At 36.1% G+C, this 21,703-nt stretch carries 27 protein-coding genes; 23 read left to right on the forward strand and 4 right to left on the reverse strand.

Annotated features, from left to right (window positions below):
- Nucleotides 1-582 precede the first annotated feature (582 nt).
- From GTQ43_RS30585 to GTQ43_RS30600, 4 genes are all read right to left on the reverse strand, one after another.
- Nucleotides 583-909 carry a hypothetical protein gene (locus tag GTQ43_RS30585; protein WP_265276384.1) on the reverse strand — a complete coding sequence of 109 codons (327 nt, stop codon included), beginning with the start codon at nt 907-909 and terminating at the stop codon, nt 583-585.
- Between the two features lie 509 nt (nt 910-1,418).
- The gene (locus GTQ43_RS30590) at nt 1,419-2,078 is read right to left on the reverse strand and encodes a hypothetical protein (RefSeq protein WP_265276385.1); all 660 of its coding nucleotides are present in this window, start codon (nt 2,076-2,078) and stop codon (nt 1,419-1,421) included.
- On the reverse strand, nt 2,009-3,043 hold the full coding sequence (locus GTQ43_RS30595) for a hypothetical protein (RefSeq protein WP_265276387.1): 1,035 nt from the start codon (nt 3,041-3,043) through the stop codon (nt 2,009-2,011). The genes GTQ43_RS30590 and GTQ43_RS30595 overlap by 70 nt, the downstream gene beginning before the upstream one ends.
- A gap of 175 nt (nt 3,044-3,218) precedes the next feature.
- Entirely contained in the window at nt 3,219-3,368 is a 150-nt protein-coding gene (locus GTQ43_RS30600) for a hypothetical protein (protein ID WP_265276388.1), read from the reverse strand.
- A 374-nt stretch (nt 3,369-3,742) separates the two neighbouring features.
- On the opposite strand from GTQ43_RS30600, the gene GTQ43_RS30605 reads away from it, so the two are divergent.
- The 23 genes from GTQ43_RS30605 (at nt 3,743) to GTQ43_RS30715 (ending at nt 21,701) form a co-directional block, all read left to right on the forward strand.
- Nucleotides 3,743-4,081 carry a hypothetical protein gene (locus GTQ43_RS30605; protein WP_265276389.1) on the forward strand — a complete coding sequence of 113 codons (339 nt, stop codon included), beginning with the start codon at nt 3,743-3,745 and terminating at the stop codon, nt 4,079-4,081.
- A 157-nt stretch (nt 4,082-4,238) separates the two neighbouring features.
- A complete protein-coding gene (locus GTQ43_RS30610; RefSeq protein WP_265276390.1) occupies nt 4,239-4,592 on the forward strand; it encodes a hypothetical protein in 354 nt (117 codons plus the stop codon).
- 884 nt (nt 4,593-5,476) lie between these two features.
- The gene (locus GTQ43_RS30615) at nt 5,477-5,662 is read left to right on the forward strand and encodes a hypothetical protein (RefSeq protein WP_265276391.1); all 186 of its coding nucleotides are present in this window, start codon (nt 5,477-5,479) and stop codon (nt 5,660-5,662) included.
- 393 nt (nt 5,663-6,055) lie between these two features.
- Nucleotides 6,056-7,183 (forward strand): hypothetical protein, encoded by a 1,128-nt coding sequence (locus GTQ43_RS30620; protein ID WP_265276392.1) that lies wholly within the window; start codon nt 6,056-6,058, stop codon nt 7,181-7,183.
- A 197-nt stretch (nt 7,184-7,380) separates the two neighbouring features.
- Nucleotides 7,381-7,776: a helix-turn-helix domain-containing protein gene (locus GTQ43_RS30625; RefSeq protein WP_265276393.1), complete on the forward strand. Its 396-nt coding sequence runs from the start codon at nt 7,381-7,383 to the stop codon at nt 7,774-7,776.
- Nucleotides 7,777-7,831: 55 nt separating this feature from the next.
- Entirely contained in the window at nt 7,832-8,206 is a 375-nt protein-coding gene (locus GTQ43_RS30630) for a hypothetical protein (protein WP_265276394.1), read from the forward strand.
- 77 nt (nt 8,207-8,283) lie between these two features.
- Nucleotides 8,284-8,610: a hypothetical protein gene (locus GTQ43_RS30635; RefSeq protein WP_265276395.1), complete on the forward strand. Its 327-nt coding sequence runs from the start codon at nt 8,284-8,286 to the stop codon at nt 8,608-8,610.
- Nucleotides 8,611-8,873: 263 nt separating this feature from the next.
- A complete protein-coding gene (locus GTQ43_RS30640) occupies nt 8,874-10,241 on the forward strand; it encodes an IS4 family transposase (protein WP_265273465.1) in 1,368 nt (455 codons plus the stop codon).
- Entirely contained in the window at nt 10,242-10,454 is a 213-nt protein-coding gene (locus GTQ43_RS30645) for a hypothetical protein (RefSeq protein ID WP_265276396.1), read from the forward strand.
- Nucleotides 10,451-11,716: a Hint domain-containing protein gene (locus GTQ43_RS30650; RefSeq protein WP_265276397.1), complete on the forward strand. Its 1,266-nt coding sequence runs from the start codon at nt 10,451-10,453 to the stop codon at nt 11,714-11,716. The genes GTQ43_RS30645 and GTQ43_RS30650 overlap by 4 nt, the downstream gene beginning before the upstream one ends.
- A complete protein-coding gene (locus GTQ43_RS30655) occupies nt 11,674-12,720 on the forward strand; it encodes a hypothetical protein (protein WP_265276398.1) in 1,047 nt (348 codons plus the stop codon). Before GTQ43_RS30650 ends, GTQ43_RS30655 begins: the two co-directional genes overlap by 43 nt.
- A gap of 7 nt (nt 12,721-12,727) precedes the next feature.
- Nucleotides 12,728-14,203: a hypothetical protein gene (locus GTQ43_RS30660; protein WP_265276399.1), complete on the forward strand. Its 1,476-nt coding sequence runs from the start codon at nt 12,728-12,730 to the stop codon at nt 14,201-14,203.
- A 333-nt stretch (nt 14,204-14,536) separates the two neighbouring features.
- Nucleotides 14,537-15,793, forward strand: a complete 1,257-nt coding sequence (locus tag GTQ43_RS30665; protein ID WP_265276401.1) for an ISAs1 family transposase — start codon at nt 14,537-14,539, stop codon at nt 15,791-15,793.
- A gap of 181 nt (nt 15,794-15,974) precedes the next feature.
- On the forward strand, nt 15,975-16,301 hold the full coding sequence (locus GTQ43_RS30670; protein WP_265276402.1) for a hypothetical protein: 327 nt from the start codon (nt 15,975-15,977) through the stop codon (nt 16,299-16,301).
- Nucleotides 16,302-16,338: 37 nt separating this feature from the next.
- Nucleotides 16,339-17,289, forward strand: a complete 951-nt coding sequence (locus GTQ43_RS30675; RefSeq protein WP_265276403.1) for a phage major capsid protein — start codon at nt 16,339-16,341, stop codon at nt 17,287-17,289.
- Between the two features lie 2 nt (nt 17,290-17,291).
- Entirely contained in the window at nt 17,292-17,648 is a 357-nt protein-coding gene (locus GTQ43_RS30680; RefSeq protein ID WP_265276404.1) for a hypothetical protein, read from the forward strand.
- A 5-nt stretch (nt 17,649-17,653) separates the two neighbouring features.
- Nucleotides 17,654-17,968, forward strand: coding sequence for an HK97 gp10 family phage protein (locus GTQ43_RS30685; protein ID WP_265276405.1), 315 nt, complete (start codon nt 17,654-17,656; stop codon nt 17,966-17,968).
- Entirely contained in the window at nt 17,965-18,438 is a 474-nt protein-coding gene (locus tag GTQ43_RS30690; RefSeq protein WP_265276406.1) for a hypothetical protein, read from the forward strand. Before GTQ43_RS30685 ends, GTQ43_RS30690 begins: the two co-directional genes overlap by 4 nt.
- The gene (locus tag GTQ43_RS30695; RefSeq protein WP_265276407.1) at nt 18,435-19,049 is read left to right on the forward strand and encodes a hypothetical protein; all 615 of its coding nucleotides are present in this window, start codon (nt 18,435-18,437) and stop codon (nt 19,047-19,049) included. The genes GTQ43_RS30690 and GTQ43_RS30695 overlap by 4 nt, the downstream gene beginning before the upstream one ends.
- A 1-nt stretch (nt 19,050) precedes the next feature.
- Nucleotides 19,051-20,523: a phage tail sheath subtilisin-like domain-containing protein gene (locus GTQ43_RS30700; protein WP_265276408.1), complete on the forward strand. Its 1,473-nt coding sequence runs from the start codon at nt 19,051-19,053 to the stop codon at nt 20,521-20,523.
- 66 nt (nt 20,524-20,589) lie between these two features.
- Nucleotides 20,590-21,048 carry a hypothetical protein gene (locus GTQ43_RS30705; protein ID WP_265276409.1) on the forward strand — a complete coding sequence of 153 codons (459 nt, stop codon included), beginning with the start codon at nt 20,590-20,592 and terminating at the stop codon, nt 21,046-21,048.
- 16 nt (nt 21,049-21,064) lie between these two features.
- The gene (locus tag GTQ43_RS30710; RefSeq protein ID WP_265276410.1) at nt 21,065-21,472 is read left to right on the forward strand and encodes a hypothetical protein; all 408 of its coding nucleotides are present in this window, start codon (nt 21,065-21,067) and stop codon (nt 21,470-21,472) included.
- Nucleotides 21,441-21,701 carry a hypothetical protein gene (locus GTQ43_RS30715; RefSeq protein ID WP_265276411.1) on the forward strand — a complete coding sequence of 87 codons (261 nt, stop codon included), beginning with the start codon at nt 21,441-21,443 and terminating at the stop codon, nt 21,699-21,701. Before GTQ43_RS30710 ends, GTQ43_RS30715 begins: the two co-directional genes overlap by 32 nt.
- Nucleotides 21,702-21,703: the final 2 nt, after the last annotated feature.

Consider the following 21,703-nt stretch of genomic DNA (forward strand, 5'->3'; position numbering starts at 1 on the left):
CTTATGCTGAATTTATCAGGTTCTAAAATTACAGAACTAGAGTTATATTGACCCTGGAGTGGCCTGTATTTTCTATTACACAAATATACCTGAAGCGTAGCAGCAGTACTATGTTGACCCTCCTAGCGGCCTGTAGGAAGGTGGCTGATTTAGTTACCCTGATTAATCAGGAATACTCAAAACAGGAAGTCTACTCAAGTTCCCTTAACAAAAAGGTTTCTATCATTAAGGGGTATTCAATCACTTTTCTTTATGAGTCTACTAAGGTTAGTAAACCTAATGGTTAGGGTATTAAGTAAATTAAACTAGAAAACTGAGATTTAGTTATCTGCTCCTGTGATTTCTTTAGGGTTCAAAAGGGTAGTAGGATTATTCAGTTTACTTATTGGTTACTACTGTAGTTATCTCCCTTATGTCTTATACAGTAGTTGTCCTCTATATTCTCCCTATATATGTAAGTGCCGCCCAAAGTTCACTAAGTATAAATACTACTTGGTAGTGACAGTAAACCCCTTCACAAGTGTTCTACTCATAAAGGGGTGTACATACCTTATTTGATTTATAGACGCTGTGGTGGGCTTTTTAGTCAGGTCTATTATGATTACTTTTAATAGTTGTTACAGCCACCTGCTGAGTTGATGACTTAACTTTTGAGTTAATAAATTTTTCTACTTCATCAGTGTCTAGATAAAAATTACCATTTTCTCCAATGGGTTTAAAATTAAATCCATCAACCAGTCCTATATCACTTATATGATTCTCAATATTTTTAATAGTATCTTCTAAACTAACCCAAAATTCTCTATTATCAGGTGACATAACATACTCTTCAGTTAATGAGTGAACCTCATATAGTAAATTAAAAGCTTGGTATAACTTCTTAATAGCTTCTTTTCTCTTTTCCAACATAACAGTACCCTTGTATAATTAATCAACTATATAAGCGATTCTATACAGTTTCATTAGTAAGTCTACTGAATTAAGACATCCTGGTTTCAGCCCACCCTGTTGGGTAGAATACTATAGACTGGGGTAGCTATTACTGTGTTGTCTTATAGCCTACGGCGTTGAGAGGGTATGAGGATTGCTGCACAATTCAGATTTCTACTGGTAGCGATCGCACTACAGATTTCTTAATTACAGGTGCCTGAAATAAGGGTAATTTACAAGTTAAAACGAAGCAATTTTAGGGGCTGTAAAGTATACCCAGTATAGGTTATAGCTGGTTTACTATAATCACCTATACTAATACTTTACTTCTTATACCTTTCCTTCTTTGTCTAGTTACCTACTTTTCCTTACTTCTTATCTTCTTCTCCTCTATTACCTATTGCCTAAGAAAATTGAAAAAAAGGCTGGCGAAGCTAAGTTCAACCAACCCTTTAATTCCCCGCAGGGGTGCTAACTAATCTTCAGCTTTAGAAATAAGCTAGTAGTTCCTCTACTTCTAATTCTCCTGAACTATCTTCTCTCTCTATAAGTTCTGCTATCACATCCATACCTTCAAGAGCTTTCTCTTCTAAGATGGCTCCTTTTAAGCCTGACAGCGCAGCAGCCTTTTCAATTGCCTCAACAGGTATAGAACCCAAGCAAATCAAACCATCATGTTCATTACTTATAACCTGAAAGTCATATTCTATACTTGTCAAAGTCAGGTTATGAATAAAGCAGGATTCTTGACCTTGAAGAACAAAAGCAGAAACCATAGCTTTTACTTTCCAAAGTGGATAATCTTTTTCTAAGTCAGTTATACAAAGGGTTTTACCTGTGGGATTTTCTAGATAACGCTTACCATTTTTAGCTAAGTAGCCTGTTTTGATTACCCATGTCTTTAGTAACCAGGTGTGCCACTTATCAACCTCAACTTTTAAAGGAGCTACAGCTTGATTAAATTTAGCTATATATTCTAAAGCTAATTCAATATCACCATCAGCTTCTTCAAATAAGGAATCCATTACTGCATTCAACTTCTGTTTAGGTTGCCCTTCTACTGTACCCTCTAAGTCCTTCAGCTTACCTTTAGTGCGATCGTTAGCAGTTGTGATACATAAGCTCCAAACATTAAGGCACAGAGGCACTTCTTCCAGCAATCTATACTAACACCAACTTGAGCAGCATAGTCTTTTTTAGCACTAGGACTATCCCTGTAGTTTTCTAACCAACTGGCATCTAACTTAGCTAATTTAAATTGTTGAATTAATCCACTAACCTGAGAAGCTTTCAAATCGTAATTTCTTAAATCTTGTATTCCCATATAAGCAGCGCCCTTCATTCTTCTACTAGCAGATTGTAAACCTCCCAAGATGTGACTAACCCTTCCACTCATTTGAACTCTGTAAGCAGGGCTGTAGCACCATATATCTTCACTAATTCTAACAGGAGATTGGTTGAGGATAGCTTTAAAGCAATGATCATCATTAATAAATCTTGCTTTAGCTTTCTTATGTTCTTTAGAATATTGCCCATATTCTTCAGCAGCTTTATTTTCTTCAGCTTTCAAATCAGCTAGATGCACTTCAATAGCCTTCATATTAAAGAAACCTTTCTTTATTAAATCAATTGCACTGGTGATTAATATAGGTTCCTCATTTCTATTTTCATCATACTTTTGGTTAGTCAATTTGCTATCAGATTTTCTACCAGTGAATAAATTATATTTGGTGTTGTTAATAATTTCCTCAGGGGATAAATTAGATAACTCTAGGAAGCGGTCTAGTATAATATCAGTGACCTTAAACTCTCTAGATAACCCATTTTCATGGGAGTAGTCTGTTACTTCAATTAAACCTAATTCTTGTAAAGCCTTCCAGCTTGCTTTCTGAATCTTCTTTTTAATTAAGGTTGAGGATACTGGAATCCATTCAATTTTCTTGATGTTGATGATAACACTAACTAAGATGTGGCAGAATAAAGTTCTAGTATCTTCATTAACATCACCCAGGAAACTATTAACAAAATCTAACTGAGATTTAATAACTCTATAACTTGAAATTATATAACCTTTACAAACTGGAGCAGATTTCTTGACTTTAGTAGCTGTCATAATTTTAAAATAAAATATTAAAGTTAAATATAAAAGTTTAGTTATTTAAGAAGAGAGGAAGGAAGGAAAGTAACTAACTCTCTTTTCAGCCTTGCAAAGCTTATCCTCTTTATACTATCCATTATAACAAATTGTAATACAATTGGCCACACTAAAGTGACATTAATTAGGCACATTAATTTAATAAATTATTAGCAGCTTGGGTAGCTACTTTTCTTAACCATGCAGATAGTGTGCTGTCCTTTGCTAATGCTGCTTTTACTAATAGTGAATGTTGTTCTTCAGTTAGGTTTAGTAAAATACCTTTATCTCGTTTAATAGCCATTAAATATATACTTTTTATATAGGTCTCTATATATGAAAACTGTCCCAACCCTCTTAAATTAGGTGTAGAAAAAAGTTGTAAAGAAAATTATAGGCTGAAGAGTATATACAGCAAGGCTTACAACACTTTATCTATACTAATAATGTATTAATTATAATAGTTAATTATAGTAGATATATTTTATATATTTCTGTATTGATTACTATGCTATAGTTATTTATTTAGTTTATTGAATAGTAGATAATTTTACTTAAGAAAAGGCTGAAAATTCCCTTAAACTCTGCCGCTATTAAATATTAGTGCTTATACTGAATGAATTTCTTTTAGTAGAGGTTAAAATTGTGTGCAAATTCAATTGATTATTGGGGGAGTTTATGTTTAGACATTTACTAAAAAATATTGGTTTAGGTATCGTTATAGTTTCTACTACTATTTCCAGCCCTGGTTTAACACAGACCCAATCCAATTTAAGTTCTCTACCAAAGCTAAATTGTGCTCCCAAGAGTAATCAATCGCATATTCTTTCTGCCCCTAATCCAAACAATATTCATCCTAATTGGAAGAATGGTATTGGTGACTCTTGGACTTTACTAGGTAAAAAAATAATTAAAAATAATACAGGGATTTATATTAAGGGTAATTTATATTCACCAAGAGGAGGACTTGTAAATAAGAATGTATTTATTATACAAAAGGAATGGGACTGCTCTTAAACTTATATATTGAGGTCTGATAGTTCATCTTTCCCCCTCATGCGCCGCATGCTATAAGATAACACAGTATTAGTTATCTTATAGCCTTATTAAATATTAAAAAGAGAACTTATAGGGTGTATACTATAAGTGATCAACTCATTTTTTATTTAAGTTTATGGATGCTATAACACTAATTCAAAAGCTCATTAAATTATCAGGTAAAACAAAAGAGTTAAAAATTGTCCCCTTGTCTGAATCATTAGGAGTAAAAATAATATATGATGAGGAATCACAGTTAGTAGTAGATGAAAACTTTTCTAATGAAGATAATCTATTAGCTCTTTTAATTCAAGAGATAGAAGGCCAAAAATGGAGCTATGAGATTAAAGCTACTTGGTTTGAAACAGATCAAGTAGGGGCTTTAACTTACAATCGCTATGATTATTCTGTAAAAGTTGACGCTGAAATATCTATATCTGAGAGTAAAATAGAAGCTTTAATAGCTGTATTAATTAGAAAATTAACTTAATATTTTATAACTCATTGGCAGGTGCTGCAAAGCCATTAAAAAAAGAGGACTCATTGCAGTCCTCTTAAATTAGATTATTTGTCTAGTTCTGAATTTACAGTACTAGACTTATAACCCTTACTATAAACGCTCCTCAGAAGTACCCCGCCTCTATGAACGCTGAGGTATAGAAATCTAAAATGTGCAGGTAATTCCTATTCCCCTTATTGCCAGCGCAGCGCTTAAGTTAACACAGTTTCAGTTCCCTTCAGCTTGAGCTTCCTGCACTCTATTTACCTTCAACAACCTAATACTATAGCAGCCATATTTAGACCCTCTAATGGATCTCCTAAATGCAGATATACTACAAAACCCCTGGAGTGAACTGTTACCAGTTATCGCAGGGGTAGTGCTTAATTATCAAATATTAAGAGAGTGGATAATAATTCTCTGGCAGTAGCCTGAACTGCTAGTGGCTGGTTTTACTTAACGTGGTGTACCAGAAATTGACGGAGTGGACTTGTTTAAACTGAACCCTCATTAGCAGTATAAGGTTGGTATGTTGTGACCCTATCGTTGCTAGATCATTTTGAGGCGCATCTAGCTGGAGTTTATGTATTCCCTCCCTCACCCTTATACTACTATTATACTACGTTTTATTACGATTGTCAATAGTTTTATATGCAAAATATGGGCATTTACATATTATTTGAAACCTATTTTTACAGGTGTCTGCTATTAAATTAACTGCCCACCTTTTACTACTAAACTAAGAGTAATATTAGTACATAAGATTAAATAAGGAATTTAAATTTATGTCTAACATAACTGACCGCGCACTTATTGATTTCAGAGGTGAACAAACTACAGCCTTCTGACTAACTATAGATCCAACTCACAGATTGATGGTAGGTAGCCGTGAAAGCCTATTAGGATTGCTGAATGATATTTTGTTCAATAAGCTAATTATCAAGTCACTAAGGACATCACAGAACACTAAATATCCAGGTAACTTTGCTGTATATCAATTAGGTTTGGTAGCTGGCATTATTGGATTGCTAGCTGATGATATCAGAAAACCATTAAAGTAAATTGAATAATTGGGAACTGTAATGGTTCCCTTTAATTAATAAAACATATAAGGAATATTAAAATGCTTGCTATTTTAACTTTGATTATTACGTTGATTAGTTTTACTTTACTTTCATTTGCTTTTGGTTTGGGAGTTATAGTTGGTCATCTATTCTTTCAGCCATCTAAATTAGACAAGAATTGGGAAGATTCCTACAATGACTTCCAACGTGACTTTGTTGATTTTTCTGAATGTAACTAAACCCAACTAAATTTAATTAAGCTAACAGCCTCCTACTAAAAATAGGAGGCATTAGTGCTGCCTACATTTTACCTAAGTGTAGTGAGTATCATATTTATAGAAAGATTAAGAGAACGCCTTAAATAATAATACTAAATATTACATTACAAAGATGACACTTACTATTAATTCTCCTTCAAATTCTACTGCTAAATTGAAATCATCTATTGAAGCGATTGCACCTGAAGTTGACTCTACTATTCTTGATGAACTTTGTAGACTAACACGCATACACAATCTTAAATGGGTATCAGATAAGAATGGTAAAAACGCTTACTATATTATGTCTGACCTAAGTGTAGCTAAAGGTTTATATATTAAAGATTATGCTAATTATTGGTCGCCTGAAGCTAAATCAACGAGTCCTGTTAAACAAGACTCGTTGGAATCCTTACCTGGTAAGGCTTTGAAATTAGAAGGTAATAATTTAGCCAATTTCAAGATTCTATATAAAGAGCAAAATGGAATATCACTAGGTAAGATTAACTCACTTTGGGTTGGGGATTTTTTACACGCTTACAGTTACCTAGTTCAAGGAAGTACCGAAACTGCTAAAGATTTCCAAACACTTGGATCAATAGCTATTGAAACTTCAATTAAGAAAGAGATAGAACAATCCTCCCATGTAATTGAACCAGACCTACAAAAACAACTTATTGAACTTGCTGCTTACTCAAATGTTGGTTTCAAGTTTGAGGTTGCTATCCTTGATTCCTTTAATCCTGGTTCACACCGCAGATGGGATTTTGTGGAGCGTTTACCTAAAGTAGTTAAAGTTTATGAACTCAAAGCTCGTACACTTTCAGAACAGGATGTAAAAGCTACTCTAACTGATAAAAAATATATTGAACTGGCTATTGAAAAATATCCTAATAAATCAATTGAGTTCATCTTTACCTCACCAAAAGGAATTAATTGGGAAGCTAAGAATTACATTGAGGAGGTCAATGAGAACGCTAAAAAACTGTATCCTGGGTCAAAGGTCAAAGTAAGTTTTATTGACTTACAGAGCATTACAGAGAGGGTGATAAACAACATTGTGGATAACTCACCAATTGAATCTCACTTCTGGTTAAAGAAGAAATTAGAACAAGAGTTTACAGCTACAGTAAGTCAGCGAACAATTAGTAAATTAAACAGTTCAATTGCTGAAGCTTATCAAACTGGAAGATTAATCAAGAAAGCTAAAACAGATAATGTTATTTCATTCCCTAAATTAAAGAGTACTCAAACAGCCTAAATCAAATAATTAATTAATAGAAGCCTCCTCTAACAGGGAGGTTTTTTAATGCATCAAATTAAGCCCACTACTAGTTCATTCATCCCTCTCTAATGCCTCGTAGAGGCTATCAAGATATCACAGTACTATGCCCACCTTATCCTATTAACTTTAACCTATATTAATAGAATCAAATAAAGCAAATTAAATAAACTTTTATGTCAACTGATAAAACAATTCAAAGAGCATTTGAACTTTACAAGCAGGGTTATTCACTCAGAAGTTTAGCCAAGATATTTAAAATCAGTAAAACAAATTTAGGTAAGAAGTTCACTAAAGCATACGGTAGGGGTTACGCAGAGTTAAAGAATAAGTATGGGCTGACTCCAGTTATTAAAGAATATCTGAATGACGGATCTCTATCAACTAGACAAAAAGAACAGATTTCAGATTGGTTTAGCGCCAATAGAAAAGTGATTGCTGAATCTGATTCTAAATACCTTAACTCCCCAATACTTACTAATTCTAGAGAACAACAGTTAACTTATCTAGAGTGTTCTCACAAAAGTAAAGATTGGAAAGATTTGATTACTGATTGTTGGGTTAGCCCTTAATTATTTCATTATTTATTAACTATTAAATTTACTAATTATTATAAGGATATAAATTATGACTACTCAACTTACCAGCTACATTGATTCATCCTCTTTAGAAGAATGCTTAGATTTATATTTCCAAGGAGAGTTTGATTCTGTTGACCAATACCTACCTCGCCTCTATAGAAATTCAAGTGAACTAAAGCCAGGTAATAGTTTATTTGGTCAGCTTGATTCTGCTGACCTGGAAACAGCTATCTGGGGTTTAGATTCATTACATAGAGCAGCTATTGAATTTTACTGCACAGACTCTCATAAATCTTGGATAATCTTACGCCACCACTATTACTTCCAAGATAACTATGAGGGGTCACTATTGTCGTATATCTGTGAACTATATCATGAAGCCCTTCAGTTACTCTCCATTGAGGTTATGAAGTTAATTTAGGACAGATTTTATAGATAGATATCTAAATATTACTAGGTGCTTTAGAGGCACCTTTTTTTATGGGAAATAAAGCATTCATGCTGACACAAGTTCAGCGAGATTTTTTAATATTACTTTTATCAATTCAACCTCATTTGACTCAACCTCAGATGACTGTTTTATTTAAAGATAAATTTGGAATAGAGTTAACGGCACAGCAGTTAAAAACATTAATTAAAAATAGTAAACAGAAAGTTGAAGACCTTCAGAAGAGTGAAGCTTTGACTTTAGAACTAGCTATCAAAGTTGGGTTAGTTAACTTGCACTCTAAAATCAGCCGCACCTTAGAGTTACAAGAGATTGTATCTATGGGTAAGAATGGCTACCTATGTCAAACACAATCTGCTAGAGGTGAATGGCACTAAGAAAAGCTCTAAGCTATGCGGGATAGGCACTACAGATTTTAAAGCTATTGAACAGTGAAAGTTCAGATAGGGAGCAATGCGATTGATCCTGTGGTACTGCGATGCGATCGCCACTGACTCATGGTGAGTACGCCATCGCTGTGCCTGACAAAGACAGTGGAGTTAGATGTACTGATTGTCCAAAAATTTTTTAGGTAGGAAAAGCTTACTCGTTCATGAAATACTTTCCTTGATACGAGCAAGCCAACATCATAAATACTACTGTGACACTACGAGTAGAAATCCTCAAGGATAAATTCAGCCAAAGTTTGGGACTACCTTTTAAAGAACTATTGCCAGAGTCTGTGATAAGCCTTGCAATTTCGGAGCTAAAAATTAAATATAAAAAGCGGTTATTTGACCCATTAATAACTTTATGGGCATTTTTATCACAAGTGCTGGATACTGATAAAACTTGTAATAATGCTGTGAGTAAAATAATTGCACATCTAGCTGGTGAAGAAGTAGAAGTCCCTTCAACAGATACCAGTGCTTACTGCCAAGCTAGGGCAAGGCTTCCAGAGAAGTTATTAGAAAAACTTTTCAATTTCTCGGCACAAAGCTTAGAACAGAAAGTAGCAACAGAATATTTATGGTGTGGTCGAAATGTCAAAGTAATAGATGGGTCAACTGTCTCGATGCCTGACACTGTAGAGAATCAAAAAGAATACCCTCAGCCCAGTAGCCAAAAGCCCGGATGTGGCTTTCCAATTGCCAAAATTGGTGTGATATTCAGTTTAATAACAGGAGCTACCGTTGCTTTGTGCATCGATGTTCTGAACACTCATGATATCAAATTAGCAAGAAAACTATACAGTTTTCTTAAACCAAATGATGTGCTTTTAGGGGATAGAGCGTTTTGCGCTTACGCTGATATGTTTGCTATTACTAAACTTGGTTGTGATGCAGTATTTCGTAAGCATCAATCTCGGACAACAACCATGCGAAAAGGGAAAATTGTTGGCGATTGCGACAAGCTTGTTACTTGGTATAAGCCTAAAAGATGCCCACAAGGATTGAGCTTGGATGAATTTTTAGCTCTACCTTCTGCCATAACTGTGCGAGAAATTTACTACTACATTGTTATTCCTGGTTTTCGCACTCAACAAGTCAGCTTAATTACTACTCTTTTAGATAAATCTTCTTATTCTACTCTCGAATTTGTTGGACTTTACGGTAAACGTTGGGATGTTGAATTGAATTTGAGGCATATAAAAACTACCTTGGGTATGGATATTCTCCGATGTAAAACACCTTCAATGATACGTAAAGAAATTCATGTGTATTTACTGGCTTATAATTTACTTCGGAGCTTAATGTGGTCGGCTGGGACTACTTACAATACTCCTCCAAATCGTTTATCGCTTCAAGGTACTCGACATCATTTACTGAATTTTATTCCTAAATTAGAAACTGCTCACTCTCAAAAACGTATCCGACTTTATCGTAGTTTGCTGAAAATTATTGTTCACAAGGTTGTCCCCGACCGTCCTGGACGCAGCGAACCACGAGTCACCAAACGCCGCCCCAAAGCTTACCCCAGATTGACCAAGCCCAGACATGAATTACGTCATCAATTGCAAACGGCTTAATTGATAAGGCTTTCCGCTTTTCTTAGTGCCATTCCTGCTAGAGGTGAAGTAGTTAGTTATATAAAGCATGAACTAAAGGTAGCAACAGAAGCTCTAAAAGCCTTAAAAGCTGAGTGGTCTGAGGAGATACAACAGCAAACTAGCTACTCAATCATTATTGGAGATGCTCAGGCACCACAGGTTGAGGAGCTTGAGGGGGATGATTTACTGTGACCTTTCAGATTAATCTACACCCTAAGCAGAAGGAGATATTCTTAGACCCGCATAGATTTAAGTTATTAGTTTGTGGGAGAAGATTTGGTAAAGCATTAAGCTTAACAACTCCTATCTTGACTACTAATGGTTGGAAATCTATGGGCGACATAAATCCTGGAGATGAAGTATTCCACCCTTCAGGTAAGAGCGTTAAAGTATTAGCAGTCACTGAACCTATGTATGACCACATAGTTTATGACGTAATATTTTCAGATAATTCTATTATTAGAGCAGATGCGGGACATCTTTGGTTAACTTGGGATAAGGCTGCTAGAAAATCTTATAGCAGAGCTAAAAATCCCACCCATCACCCATCTGTAAAAACAACCCAAGAGATTAAAGATACTTTAAAAGCTAATAACAAGGAAAACAATCATTCAATACCTAATTGTTCTCCTATTGAATTCCCTGAGAAATCTTTACTAATAGACCCATACGTTTTAGGTTCTTGGTTAGGTGATGGGGATTCAAATGGAGGAGGATACACCACAGATGACTGGGAATCTATAGAGTTCATAACTGAAGCTGGTTATGTAATAAGACCTCGTAAAGCTGCTCAATCCTTTGGGATATTAGGATTAAGTTCCCAATTAAGAAAGTTAGGTTTATTATTTAATAAACACGTACCTGAAGACTATTTATTCTCTTCAGTAGAACAAAGATTAGCTCTACTTAGGGGTTTAATGGACACTGACGGGACGGCTGATAAGAGCGGTAACTGTGAGTTCTATAACAAGAATCCTAAGCTAGCAGAAGCCGTCAGATATCTTCTGGTATCTCTTGGACAAAAGCCAGTGTTATCTACAAAGAGAGCAACTCTTTATGGCAAAGATTGCGGGATTTGTTACAGAGTATCCTTTACTCCTACCCCAGGTTTTCAACCTTTTAAGCTGACTAGAAAAGCTGAGAGAGTTGTTGTAAATAAGTATACATTTACTACTCAAAGATATATTACAGATGTTGTAGAGGTGGTGTCTGAACCAGTGAAGTGTATTCAGGTAGATTCAGAGGATGGTTTATTTTTAGCTGGGGAAGCTCTTATACTAACTCATAATTCGCATCTACTTAGAACCCAGATTATTGTAGCAGCACTAAGTTGTAATCTCCCCTATGATCCTAACTTTCCTACTGTTGTTGCTTTGATAATGCCCACGCTAAAACAGGCTAAGGCAGTGCATTGGAAGAGTTTAGTTTCCCTATTAAAGATGCCCCTTTTGTAGAGAGTATAAATAACTCTGAATACAGAATAGTTTTAAGAGGTAATAAGCCAGACATTCTTTTGCGAGGAGCAAATGATGATGAAGGAAATGGTTTGCGTGGACTTAAGTTTTTCCTTGCAGCAATAGATGAATGTCAAGATGTCAAACCTGTAGTTTGGGAGGAAGTAATTCTTCCAGCCCTTTCAGATACAGAAGGTTCCAGTGCCATGCTTGTTGGTACTCCCAAAGGAAAATCTCACCCTTTATTTAAGTTTTATCAGAAGATTAAAGATTTACCTGAGTGGGCTTATTATCACTTTAGAACTAGAGATAATCCTTTCTTCCCTGTACAAAGACTTAGGTTAGCTAAAACTCAAATGCCACCTAAAACATATAGGCAAGAGTTTCAAGCCAGCTTTGAAGACTTTGATGGTCAACTGCTTGACCAAATAGATTCTACTAAACATTATATAAAAGATATACCTAGTAACCTCTCATATTATTGTGGAGGAGATTGGGGCGATCGCAACCCAAGTCTAGTTGTCATTGGATTAAGTCAAGATAGAAGTAAATTTTACGTAGTTGACTTCTGGCTCAATAAGTCTGGTGAGACTATACCAGAAGAAGTTTTCTTAAAAGAAATGGCTAGACTTTGTACTAAATATAATGTGTACAGATGCTACCTCCCAGATGACCGGGGTGGCAGTGTTAAGTCAGCAAGAATATTAGGTAAACGTGAGAATATACCTGGGATGAGCAGGGCTATAGAGGTCAGTAGAACTAAGTTGGGACTTATGCCAAGTATAGACATTATGAATAATTTATTCTACCAAGATAACCTTTTTATTAAAGCTAACTTAGTTGAATTGATATCTCAATTTGAAGACTACCATAGGGCAACTGACGGTGAAGGTCAACTAATAAATAAGCCAGCAGACCATCAAGAAGACCATACAGTTGATGCTGCCAGATATGCAATAGGCTCCTTATATAATGCTCTTCAAAATAAACAACTTAGGAATTAAATAAAATATGTATCCCAATCAATTAACTCTAGAAACCCTAGAGTCACAACATTGTGAGTATGTTCAACTTTTACCTGCGCTGCAAGAAATTGACCTTCTAGTTAGTGGCGGTTTCAAACTTAAGAATTCTATTAGACAATTCTTATCTCAACGTCCAGGTGAAGAATCTGAAATTTATGAAACCAGAATTAAAAAGTATACTTATCTAAATATTCTCAGTTCATCTATTAATGAGCAAGTAGCTAAATTAGCTAATGCCACATTAACTGTAGATGGGTTAGAAACTGCCCCTGACTTCTGGGCAGAATTTAGGGAGGATACTAATTTAGCTGGTAGGTCAGAGAAAGAATTAATCACTTTACTATTTAGAGAAGTACTTAAGTTTAAAAAGATTTTTGTTCACGTTGATAAACCTAGAGTAGATGTAGTTCCTCAAAATAAACTCCAGGAGGAATCATTAGGAATTCGTCCCTATGTAATAACCTATTCACCCATTCAAGTAACTAATTGGTCAGAATCAAAAGGTAAGCTTAGTTGGATTAAAGTTAGGCAAATTACAGAGGATACATCAAATCCCCTTGCTCCTGCTCAGAAGATAGCTACCTGGACATTTATTGATGGAAGCTTTGTTGCTAAGTATTCAGCAATTGTTGAATTGGATTGTAAAGGCAACATCTCTAAATTATCAAATGAAAATGCTAACCCAGATTCTGCTGTTCAATTAGTAAGTTTAGTAGAGCATGGATTTGGAGAAATACCAGTACTAAAACTAGAATTACCTGATGAGCTTTGGATTTGCGATCAAGCAGCCTCCAAAGCATTAGAACACTTAAGAACAGATTGTTCAAAATACGATTTGTTGACTTTGGCTTACTTTCAAAGAACATTTAAAAGGGTTCAAACACCTGATGGTGATTTAGAGAATTCTTATGAAAATGAAGAACCTATCCCAACAGGATTAGCTTACACAGTTGAGCTAGAAAAGTTTGAGTGGGCTGAACCAAGGGGTTATATTGTTCAACACATGTCAGACTCCCTAAAGGCAATAGAAGACCAGGTGAGAGACCTTATTTCTAGTGGGGGAGTATCAGCTACTCATGGAGCAATAACTCAAAGTGGTATTAGTAAGAAACTAGACTTCCATAAACAAGAAGTTCAGTTAAAAAGTTATGGTGAAAAGTTGTGTGATTTTTACCAAGATGTACTTGAGTTAGTAACAGTAGCAGCAGGTATTAATGGAGATAACATTTCTGTCACAGGGTTAAATAGTTTTGAGAATGATACTTTAGATTCCTTACTATTAGATTTAGATGATATATCCAAGTTAGATGTACAAGGGTTAAAAGCTAAACTACCTCCTACTATTTTTAATATAGTTTACGAACAACTTGTTTCATTACTAGCAGGTAACTTATCCGCCCCTCAAAAAGAGCAAGTTAAGAAAGAAATAGCCGCCTTATTTCAACCGGGGACACTTTTATAGTATAGGAATAATAACCAACTGGATAAGGTTTAAACCAGATAAGTTTTACCGACAACTTAAAAGTCGGATACCTATAAAAGGATTATTTAAAATGACAGAACAAGAAATTCAAGCTTTGATTGATGCTTCCCTAAATTCTTTTAAAACTGAAATTAGTTCAGAGTTTACCAAAGCAAAGCGTGGCAGGGTAAGCGCATCTAATTTGGTATAAAGAAAACTTGACAAGTTCTAGAAGATAGTATTAATGAATGTGTAAAAAATAGACTTGACGACCGAGCAAGATCAATGAGATGAATTCAATTACTCGATTGAAAATCTCCTGGAGCCAAATTGATGTCAGAGGGCTTTGAAACTAAATCTGCTGATAGTGTCAAAAATACTCGTTGTCAGCCAAAATCAAGAAAAATAGCAGACATTGGCAGTATTCAACAAAGTCTAGTTGAGCATTTCTCGGATATCAAAGACAAGAGAGTAGAGCGGACGAAGAAACATCAATTCACAGATATCTTAGTCATCGCAATTTTAGCAATCATAGCTGGAGCACAAGGGTGGGAAGACATCGAGAATTATGGCATCAGCAAGCAAACATGGTTAGAAGAGTTTCTGGCATTACCAAATGGTATTCCCTCAGATGATACATTTCGACGAGTGTTTGAGTTGATCGACCCAGAAGCATTAAATCGATGTTTCTTGAGATGGGTAGAAACCCTAATCACAAACATGGGAGGAGAAATTATCCCCATAGATGGAAAGACAATTAGGGGTTCTTATGACCGCAATCAAGGTCAAAGCGCACTCCACCTTATAAGTGCCTGGGCGAGTGAGCACAGTTTAGTGTTGGCACAAGTGAAAGTAGAAGATAAATCCAATGAAATCACCGCCATTCCAGCACTGTTAGAAATGCTAGACATCTCTGGCTGTATCATCACCATTGATGCAATGGGAACACAAACCGAAATTGCCAAACAGATTATCGCCAAAAAAGCTGATTATGTCCTGGCACTGAAAGCCAACCATCCCATGCTCTATTCTCAAGTCAAAGAATGGTTTGACAAAGCGCAAGCAGAGCAATTTTCGGGGATTAATGTTAGTTATGACAAACGGATTGAAAAAGCACATCATCGCACGGAAATTCGTGAAGTTTGGACTGTACCCATTGCGGCTATCGGTGAGCTTTATCAACCCAAATTATGGGCAGGTTTGCAATCTCTAGTTATGGTTGTCCGTGTTCGTCATCTTTGGAATAAAACTACTCGTGAGGTTCAGTTTTATCTCACTTCTTTAAACAGTGATGCTCAAATTATCGGTCGGGCTATCCGAAAACACTGGGGCATTGAAAACGAGGCTCACTGGACTCTCGACTGTACTTTTGCAGAAGACGCTTGTCGCATTCGTTCTTTCCACAGTCCCCAAAATTTTGCTCTTTTACGACGCTTCGTTCTCAATGCTCTTAACCGTGAACAGACCTACAAACGTAGTCTTCGTCAAAAAATGAAACGCACCGCTATGGATAACAATTATATGATTCAGGTTCTCAGTTGTTTCATTGACAATACTTTAGATTCTTCTGATTCCTTGTGTCAAGCCTGATTGAGATGCTCTTACCCTGGCTAATCAAGGACTTGCAGCATCAGTTACTAAAGAGATTAAGAAACTTCAAACACCTCAACCTACAGCTAATGAACCTGTTGAGCCATCTACAGACAAGCTAACTCTTAGGGCTTTAGAACAGCAGTTAATAGACCTTAAGACACAATTAGCTAATAAAGATTTGGAGACTGTTGCCGCTAAACGTAGTAGTGCAGTTTCTCAGGTAATTGCTAATAGTAAAGCATTAAGCCCAGGCTCACTACAGAAACTTTTCCTTCTTGATAATGCAGAAAGGATCATAGAAGAAAATGGTAAGTGGTTTGTAAATCAAGGTGACACCGTTTCAACTTTAGAAGATGCGTTGAATTCTTACCTGACATCAGAAGATGGAAAAGCATTTGTACCTGCTTCAGGAGTTAGGGGTTCAGATGCTCAAGAAACAAAAGTAACCCCAGTTGACCCTAATCAAAAACTTAAGGCTGCTGATGCCTTATATGAATCATTTTAATTTACTCAAAAAATACTAAATAATTTTATAAAATATTATGGCAGTTATTGCTAGTTCAATTGCTTCTTTACAACTTTTGGTTGATGAGGAAGTTGCAAGTCTTCAATACAATGCTTATCCTGTATTGAATCGCGTACAAAAGAAGATTGCTGGTCAGAAAGTTATCAAGTGGAATGCAAATGTTGGTGGAGCTACTGTAACAGGTGAAGCTACTACTGCTGATGTATCTACTTTCTCTGAAGATTCAGTTATTGGTGCTTCCTTAGCTATTGGTACTAACCGCTTACGTCATTCTTTTCAAGTTCAGAAAGAAGACGTTGAAGAAGCTAAAAATGCTGGTCGTGGTGCTTTACGCGACTTACTTGGTTATGAAGTACAGTCTGGTATCCGCGCCATCCTTGAAGCTTTAAGTGGATATGTTTACTCTGGTACAGGTTTGGCTGCTCAAGGTGGAGTAGTAGGTTTGGGAGCTGCTGTAGCGGCGGCTGCTTATGCTGGTATTGACCCAGCTACCTACACTGCTTGGACACCTTACCTAAATACAAATGGTACCAACCGTTCACTAACTCAAGCATTACTTTTGTCAGTAGAAACTGGAATTCTTACCAAAGCTGGTAATTATACAGCTATCTATACAACCCCAGTAATTGTTGAAGCTTACAAGAAATTGTTTGCTGCTTCTCTTATCAACCCTCAGTTAAATAACAATATTGCTGACCTTGGTTTTAGTGGTGTTACATACGCTGGCAGACCTATCATTGCAGATCCTTATTGCACAGCTAACGCAATGTACTTCGTGAATGAACCAGAAGTTACTTTGTACTCCTATGGTCAAAGCAATACCCAAGGTATGAACGGTATGCAGTTTGCTATTGAGTCTTTACCTAGCGCTAACCCAGATGCATTGAAATATGCTATCTACGTTAAGCCTCAACTGCAAGTTAAGACACGTAATAAAGGTATTGCTGGTCTATTGGCAATTCAGTAATCATGGCACAATTCACCACAGTTCAAGCTGAAGAGTTTGAGAGAATTTTAGGATTCTTTGCCTTTAGTTCTCTCATCAGAACTGAATTAACTTCTAATTACAGTGAGACTGTAGTAGACAGAACTCTAGCTATTTTGGATGAGTTGGTGAGTATTGATAATTTACTAAAAGAATCTCTTGAAACCAGTTTTGTAAAGGAATCTAGGGGTTCTAAATTATCATACAGTAGTCATGTAGCTCACCTAAAATCAGAAGGTACTAGTTTATTAACTGAGTTAGGACGATTACTAAGGGTAGGAGTTAATTACAACAAATACTCACCTAATAAGAAGTGCAATTCCACAGCAGCTTACTGGTAAGTCAAATGTTTAATTACACCATCAAGGCTTCTGGCCCACTATTTGAAGGTAAAGTCACTACTAAAAAGATATTAGAGAGTGCTTTAAAAGAGACAGCAGACTTTGCAAAGAATACAGTAAAGAATGTTACTCCTGTAAAATCAGGGGCACTGAAATCAGGTTGGCTTACAACTGTAAACAGGAAATCAGTAACGTTATCAAACTCTGTTATTTATGCACCTTATGTTGAAAAGAAAGTGCAAATGGTGAATAGGTCACTACCTGTTATTAATGAGAACTTAGAACAGAATATAGCTAAAGGAATCAATAAACTCAAATGAACCTATATGAAAAGCTAGCTAAAATTGAAAATAAGCTGGCAACTGTAGAAGAAAAATTAGGGGTTCCGCAGCGTAGACATCTAGTAGTAAGACACACAATAACAGACCCTATTACCCGCGCTCCCAGTATAGAAGATACTTTAATAAATCCTAAAGCTTATATAACTTCAGTCTCCCCTAGATTTGTCAATCTACAGATAGCAATTCCTGGGGCTGACTCAATTTATATATCTATTAACGATCTACAAGTAGAGATTCCAAAAGTCTACCCTATTACATTATTTAAACCAGAGGGTAAGACTAGGGCAATGTTTATTTTAGATCCTCCAGTAACTTATGGAACTATTGTTTATTCTAATCCTACTACTAAATCTTTTGATAACCCTAATATTTATAGTTTAGTTTATGTAGATGATACCCAATCTACTGTATATAAATTGATTTTAACTGGACAGAGAGATAAGAAATGAATATACAGTTAGCCCATCAAAAGGTTAAAGAATTCTTAGCTGTTAGGGTGAAGATTGACGCTTGGGATTTAGATATACCAGAAGGGGTATATAGCCCTACTTCAAATAATTATCAACCAGGTAGTAGTGCGATCGCTCTCCCAATACAAAATTTAGTTCATAAGAGAGTGGGGCTGAACTTAATAGAAACTTCAGTCAGGTTGCCTTATAGAATCACCTATAGATTTCCACACGATTTAGCTTATGATGTATTACCATTTAGTGGTTTAGAGGGAGTACTAAGTACTGTACATTTACTATCACTACTTCAATTACCAGATGAGAATATTAAATCATTTCAACCTGCTGAAGTAGAAGATTCAATAACAGTAGAAAGGATAGCTCAACAGGATGGGGATTGGTTAGTAAACCTTAACTTTGCTTTTGATGTAGTTTTCAATACAACTGATTTTCCTGATATCTCAAGTATTCAACCTGCTGATTATTACAATATTGAAAGTCCACCTTCTTTATCTGAAATAACTATTAGAGTTAATAGAGCCAAACCTGAATTTATAAAAAGCAATACTTCTACTTATGTAGAAGATTCAACAATTAATATTATTAAATAATATGACAAGTTTATTCACTTCATTTAAAAGTCCTGGTGTACGCATTGTAGAGACGACCCAAGGATACCGTTCCCTTGAAATTGCTAGTTTTGAGACTCATTATATTATTGGTTCCTCAGCAACTGGAGCTTATCTTTATCCAGCTCAAGTAAGCAGCTTAGTAGATTTCACAAATCAATTTGGCGCATCTCCTAGTGAAGCGGCAATCCGCCTTTTGTTCAGAAATGATAAAAGAGCTATTGTATTCTTTATCCGCACCCCTATTGCTGTTAGACGTACAGTAACAGTATCCACAGCAGTAGCTGGTACATATACAGTAACCATTGCTGGTACAGCAGTAAATTATGTAGCCACAGGTACGCCTACAAAACCTGATATCGTCTCTGGTTTAATCGCTGCTGTCAACTCTACATCAGTGGCTAACCTAGTGACAGCACAGGCTGAACTTGCTACAGACACATTAATAGTACGCAATGATGACCCTATTGCTGCTAGCCCAACTTTGACAGTAGGTACAAATTTAGCCTCAGCAATCACCACTCCTACAACCCCTGCTGCCATTGACTATGTTTACGCCATTGAAAACAGCTTTGACGCTGAAGATGCTTACACACAAGGATTCATATTTGCTCCTGAAGCATTCCAACTGTTAAGTCTACAATCTGACCGTCAAGCAGTTGGTTTAGCTTTAGAAGCACAAGCTAGTGATGAAGCTTTTGATTGGGTTGCCTTGATTGACCCAGGTGTAGGTTTAACCCCAGCTCAAGCTCAAACTGAAGCATTGCTATACAACAGCCCCCAAGGTCACTCTGCGCTCTTCTATCCTTATCTAATAGACCTTGAAAGTACTGTAGTTCCACCTTCTGCTGCTGTAGCTGGTCTGCACACAAGACGTTTCAGAGAGGAAGGTTTACAACAACCTGGTGCTGGTGCTAAATTCCCAGTTTTAGGAGTCCTTGATGTAGTAACCAAAGTTAATACTCAACAGCAAGAAATCCTCAATCCTATTGGGGTTAATGTTATCAGAAACCTGAGAAACAAAGGCATTGTAGTTTGGGGTATGAGAACTCGCTCTACTAGTGAATTCTATACTTTCTTACCTACTAGAGTCATTATGAACGTTCTTAATGGAACCCTCAGATCAGGTTTTGATAATGACCTTTTCAGTTCCATTGATGGGTTTGGTTTGTTGCTAAATGCAATCTCTCAAACAGCTTTTTCAGTATGTAATAGATTGTGGCGTGGTAGATTGCTTTTTGGTGCTACTGAAGCTGCTGCTTTTGAAGTTATTTGTAACTTTACTAATAACACTCAAGAAGAGTTGGAAAGAGGAAATGTGATTCTAGAAGTATATGCAGTTCCTGCACCTGCTCTAGAGAAGCTATTAGTTAACACAATCAGAGTGAGTATTGGTACATTACCATTAAATCAGGCTCAGACTGTTGCTACTCAACTACCTGCTGCTACTGCCTAATCTAATACCCTGTAGGCTAAAGGCTATCTTTAGCTTACTTAAACTATTAATAAAATAAATAAAAATATGGCAATTTTATCAACGATTAATCCTGTTGCTAACTCTGATTTTACCATCTCATTAACCTTGCTTCCTAATGTTTATTGGACAACGTTCAGTGGTATCAAGACTACTTACAAACGCCCTACCTATACTGATGGTTTGAGCCAAGTTGAAAGAACTGCTGGTGGTGGTACAAAGTCTAATGCTAATGTCACCGTCACAAAGCCTTATGACCCTGAATCTGATGATGCTATCAATAGCTTCCTTGCAGACCATGAAGAAGGTGATGTATTTGATATGAGCATTACTCCTATTAAACGTTCTTCAACTGGTGAAGTACAAGGTCGTGGAACTAAGTCTTGGAAGCTGACTGGCTGTAGGATTGCTAGCTCAGAATTGATGGCTTCTGTGGACACTGGAGATGGCTCTAAGACTGTTGTGACAAGTCTTGAGTTCTCTTATGAATCTGCTACGTTTGCATAATAAATAATTAAAGATAATGGCTAGAAAATTAGTAATTGAAGAAGTAAAAGAATTAGATAAACTTCAGGCTCCTTTACCTGAAGTAGAGAAGACTGATGAATTTGAAGCTGTCTATAACCAAGATGAACAGACAGTTGATTTTGAGTTAACTGATGGTACCTCAGTACAAGTTAAATCCCCTAAAGCTAAACAATTTTTACTACTTGAAGGTTTTCTTAAATCGTCCCCTGAAGAGTATAAAACTAATAGCTTTGCTATTCTGAAGTTAGCCTCTCTTTGTGTTACTAAGTTTGGTAAGAAATCTAAAGTATCCTTTGAAGAATTATTAGATATTCTAGAGTTAGAAGATATTGAGAGGGTAGCTGCTGCTATTGGTTACTTTCGAGATAAACTTGCTTATTTGGGAAGCAAAGCTAAGGATTAGTGTTCAAGGGCAACCTTACTTTACAGTTACAGAACTTGATAAATTACTAATGATAGCCTGTGGGGGGCATCTTAGCCCCTCCTACTTTATGATGCGAGAGATGGAAATATCTGACTGTCTCTATCATCTTTATCTTTATATTGACCAGCAAAATGAAAAAGCTAATAAGCAACAGGAAAGTAAGTTAGCAGAGTGGGGATTCTCTGAAGACCAAATGGAAATGGTTTAATA

It is taken from the genome of Nostoc sp. KVJ3 (assembly GCF_026127265.1).
Classification (GTDB): domain Bacteria; phylum Cyanobacteriota; class Cyanobacteriia; order Cyanobacteriales; family Nostocaceae; genus Nostoc.

Coding starts and splice junctions, on each gene's coding strand:
- GTQ43_RS30585 (WP_265276384.1), bottom strand. CDS start 909: ATGTTGGAAAAGAGAAAAGAAGCTATTAAGAAGTTATACCAAGCTTTT.
- GTQ43_RS30595 (WP_265276387.1), bottom strand. CDS start 3,043: ATGACAGCTACTAAAGTCAAGAAATCTGCTCCAGTTTGTAAAGGTTAT.
- GTQ43_RS30600 (WP_265276388.1), bottom strand. CDS start 3,368: ATGGCTATTAAACGAGATAAAGGTATTTTACTAAACCTAACTGAAGAA.
- GTQ43_RS30605 (WP_265276389.1), top strand. CDS start 3,743: ATGTTTAGACATTTACTAAAAAATATTGGTTTAGGTATCGTTATAGTT.
- GTQ43_RS30610 (WP_265276390.1), top strand. CDS start 4,239: ATGGATGCTATAACACTAATTCAAAAGCTCATTAAATTATCAGGTAAA.
- GTQ43_RS30615 (WP_265276391.1), top strand. CDS start 5,477: ATGGTAGGTAGCCGTGAAAGCCTATTAGGATTGCTGAATGATATTTTG.
- GTQ43_RS30620 (WP_265276392.1), top strand. CDS start 6,056: ATGACACTTACTATTAATTCTCCTTCAAATTCTACTGCTAAATTGAAA.
- GTQ43_RS30625 (WP_265276393.1), top strand. CDS start 7,381: ATGTCAACTGATAAAACAATTCAAAGAGCATTTGAACTTTACAAGCAG.
- GTQ43_RS30630 (WP_265276394.1), top strand. CDS start 7,832: ATGACTACTCAACTTACCAGCTACATTGATTCATCCTCTTTAGAAGAA.
- GTQ43_RS30635 (WP_265276395.1), top strand. CDS start 8,284: ATGCTGACACAAGTTCAGCGAGATTTTTTAATATTACTTTTATCAATT.
- GTQ43_RS30660 (WP_265276399.1), top strand. CDS start 12,728: ATGTATCCCAATCAATTAACTCTAGAAACCCTAGAGTCACAACATTGT.
- GTQ43_RS30665 (WP_265276401.1), top strand. CDS start 14,537: ATGTCAGAGGGCTTTGAAACTAAATCTGCTGATAGTGTCAAAAATACT.
- GTQ43_RS30675 (WP_265276403.1), top strand. CDS start 16,339: ATGGCAGTTATTGCTAGTTCAATTGCTTCTTTACAACTTTTGGTTGAT.
- GTQ43_RS30680 (WP_265276404.1), top strand. CDS start 17,292: ATGGCACAATTCACCACAGTTCAAGCTGAAGAGTTTGAGAGAATTTTA.
- GTQ43_RS30685 (WP_265276405.1), top strand. CDS start 17,654: ATGTTTAATTACACCATCAAGGCTTCTGGCCCACTATTTGAAGGTAAA.
- GTQ43_RS30690 (WP_265276406.1), top strand. CDS start 17,965: ATGAACCTATATGAAAAGCTAGCTAAAATTGAAAATAAGCTGGCAACT.
- GTQ43_RS30695 (WP_265276407.1), top strand. CDS start 18,435: ATGAATATACAGTTAGCCCATCAAAAGGTTAAAGAATTCTTAGCTGTT.
- GTQ43_RS30700 (WP_265276408.1), top strand. CDS start 19,051: ATGACAAGTTTATTCACTTCATTTAAAAGTCCTGGTGTACGCATTGTA.
- GTQ43_RS30705 (WP_265276409.1), top strand. CDS start 20,590: ATGGCAATTTTATCAACGATTAATCCTGTTGCTAACTCTGATTTTACC.
- GTQ43_RS30710 (WP_265276410.1), top strand. CDS start 21,065: ATGGCTAGAAAATTAGTAATTGAAGAAGTAAAAGAATTAGATAAACTT.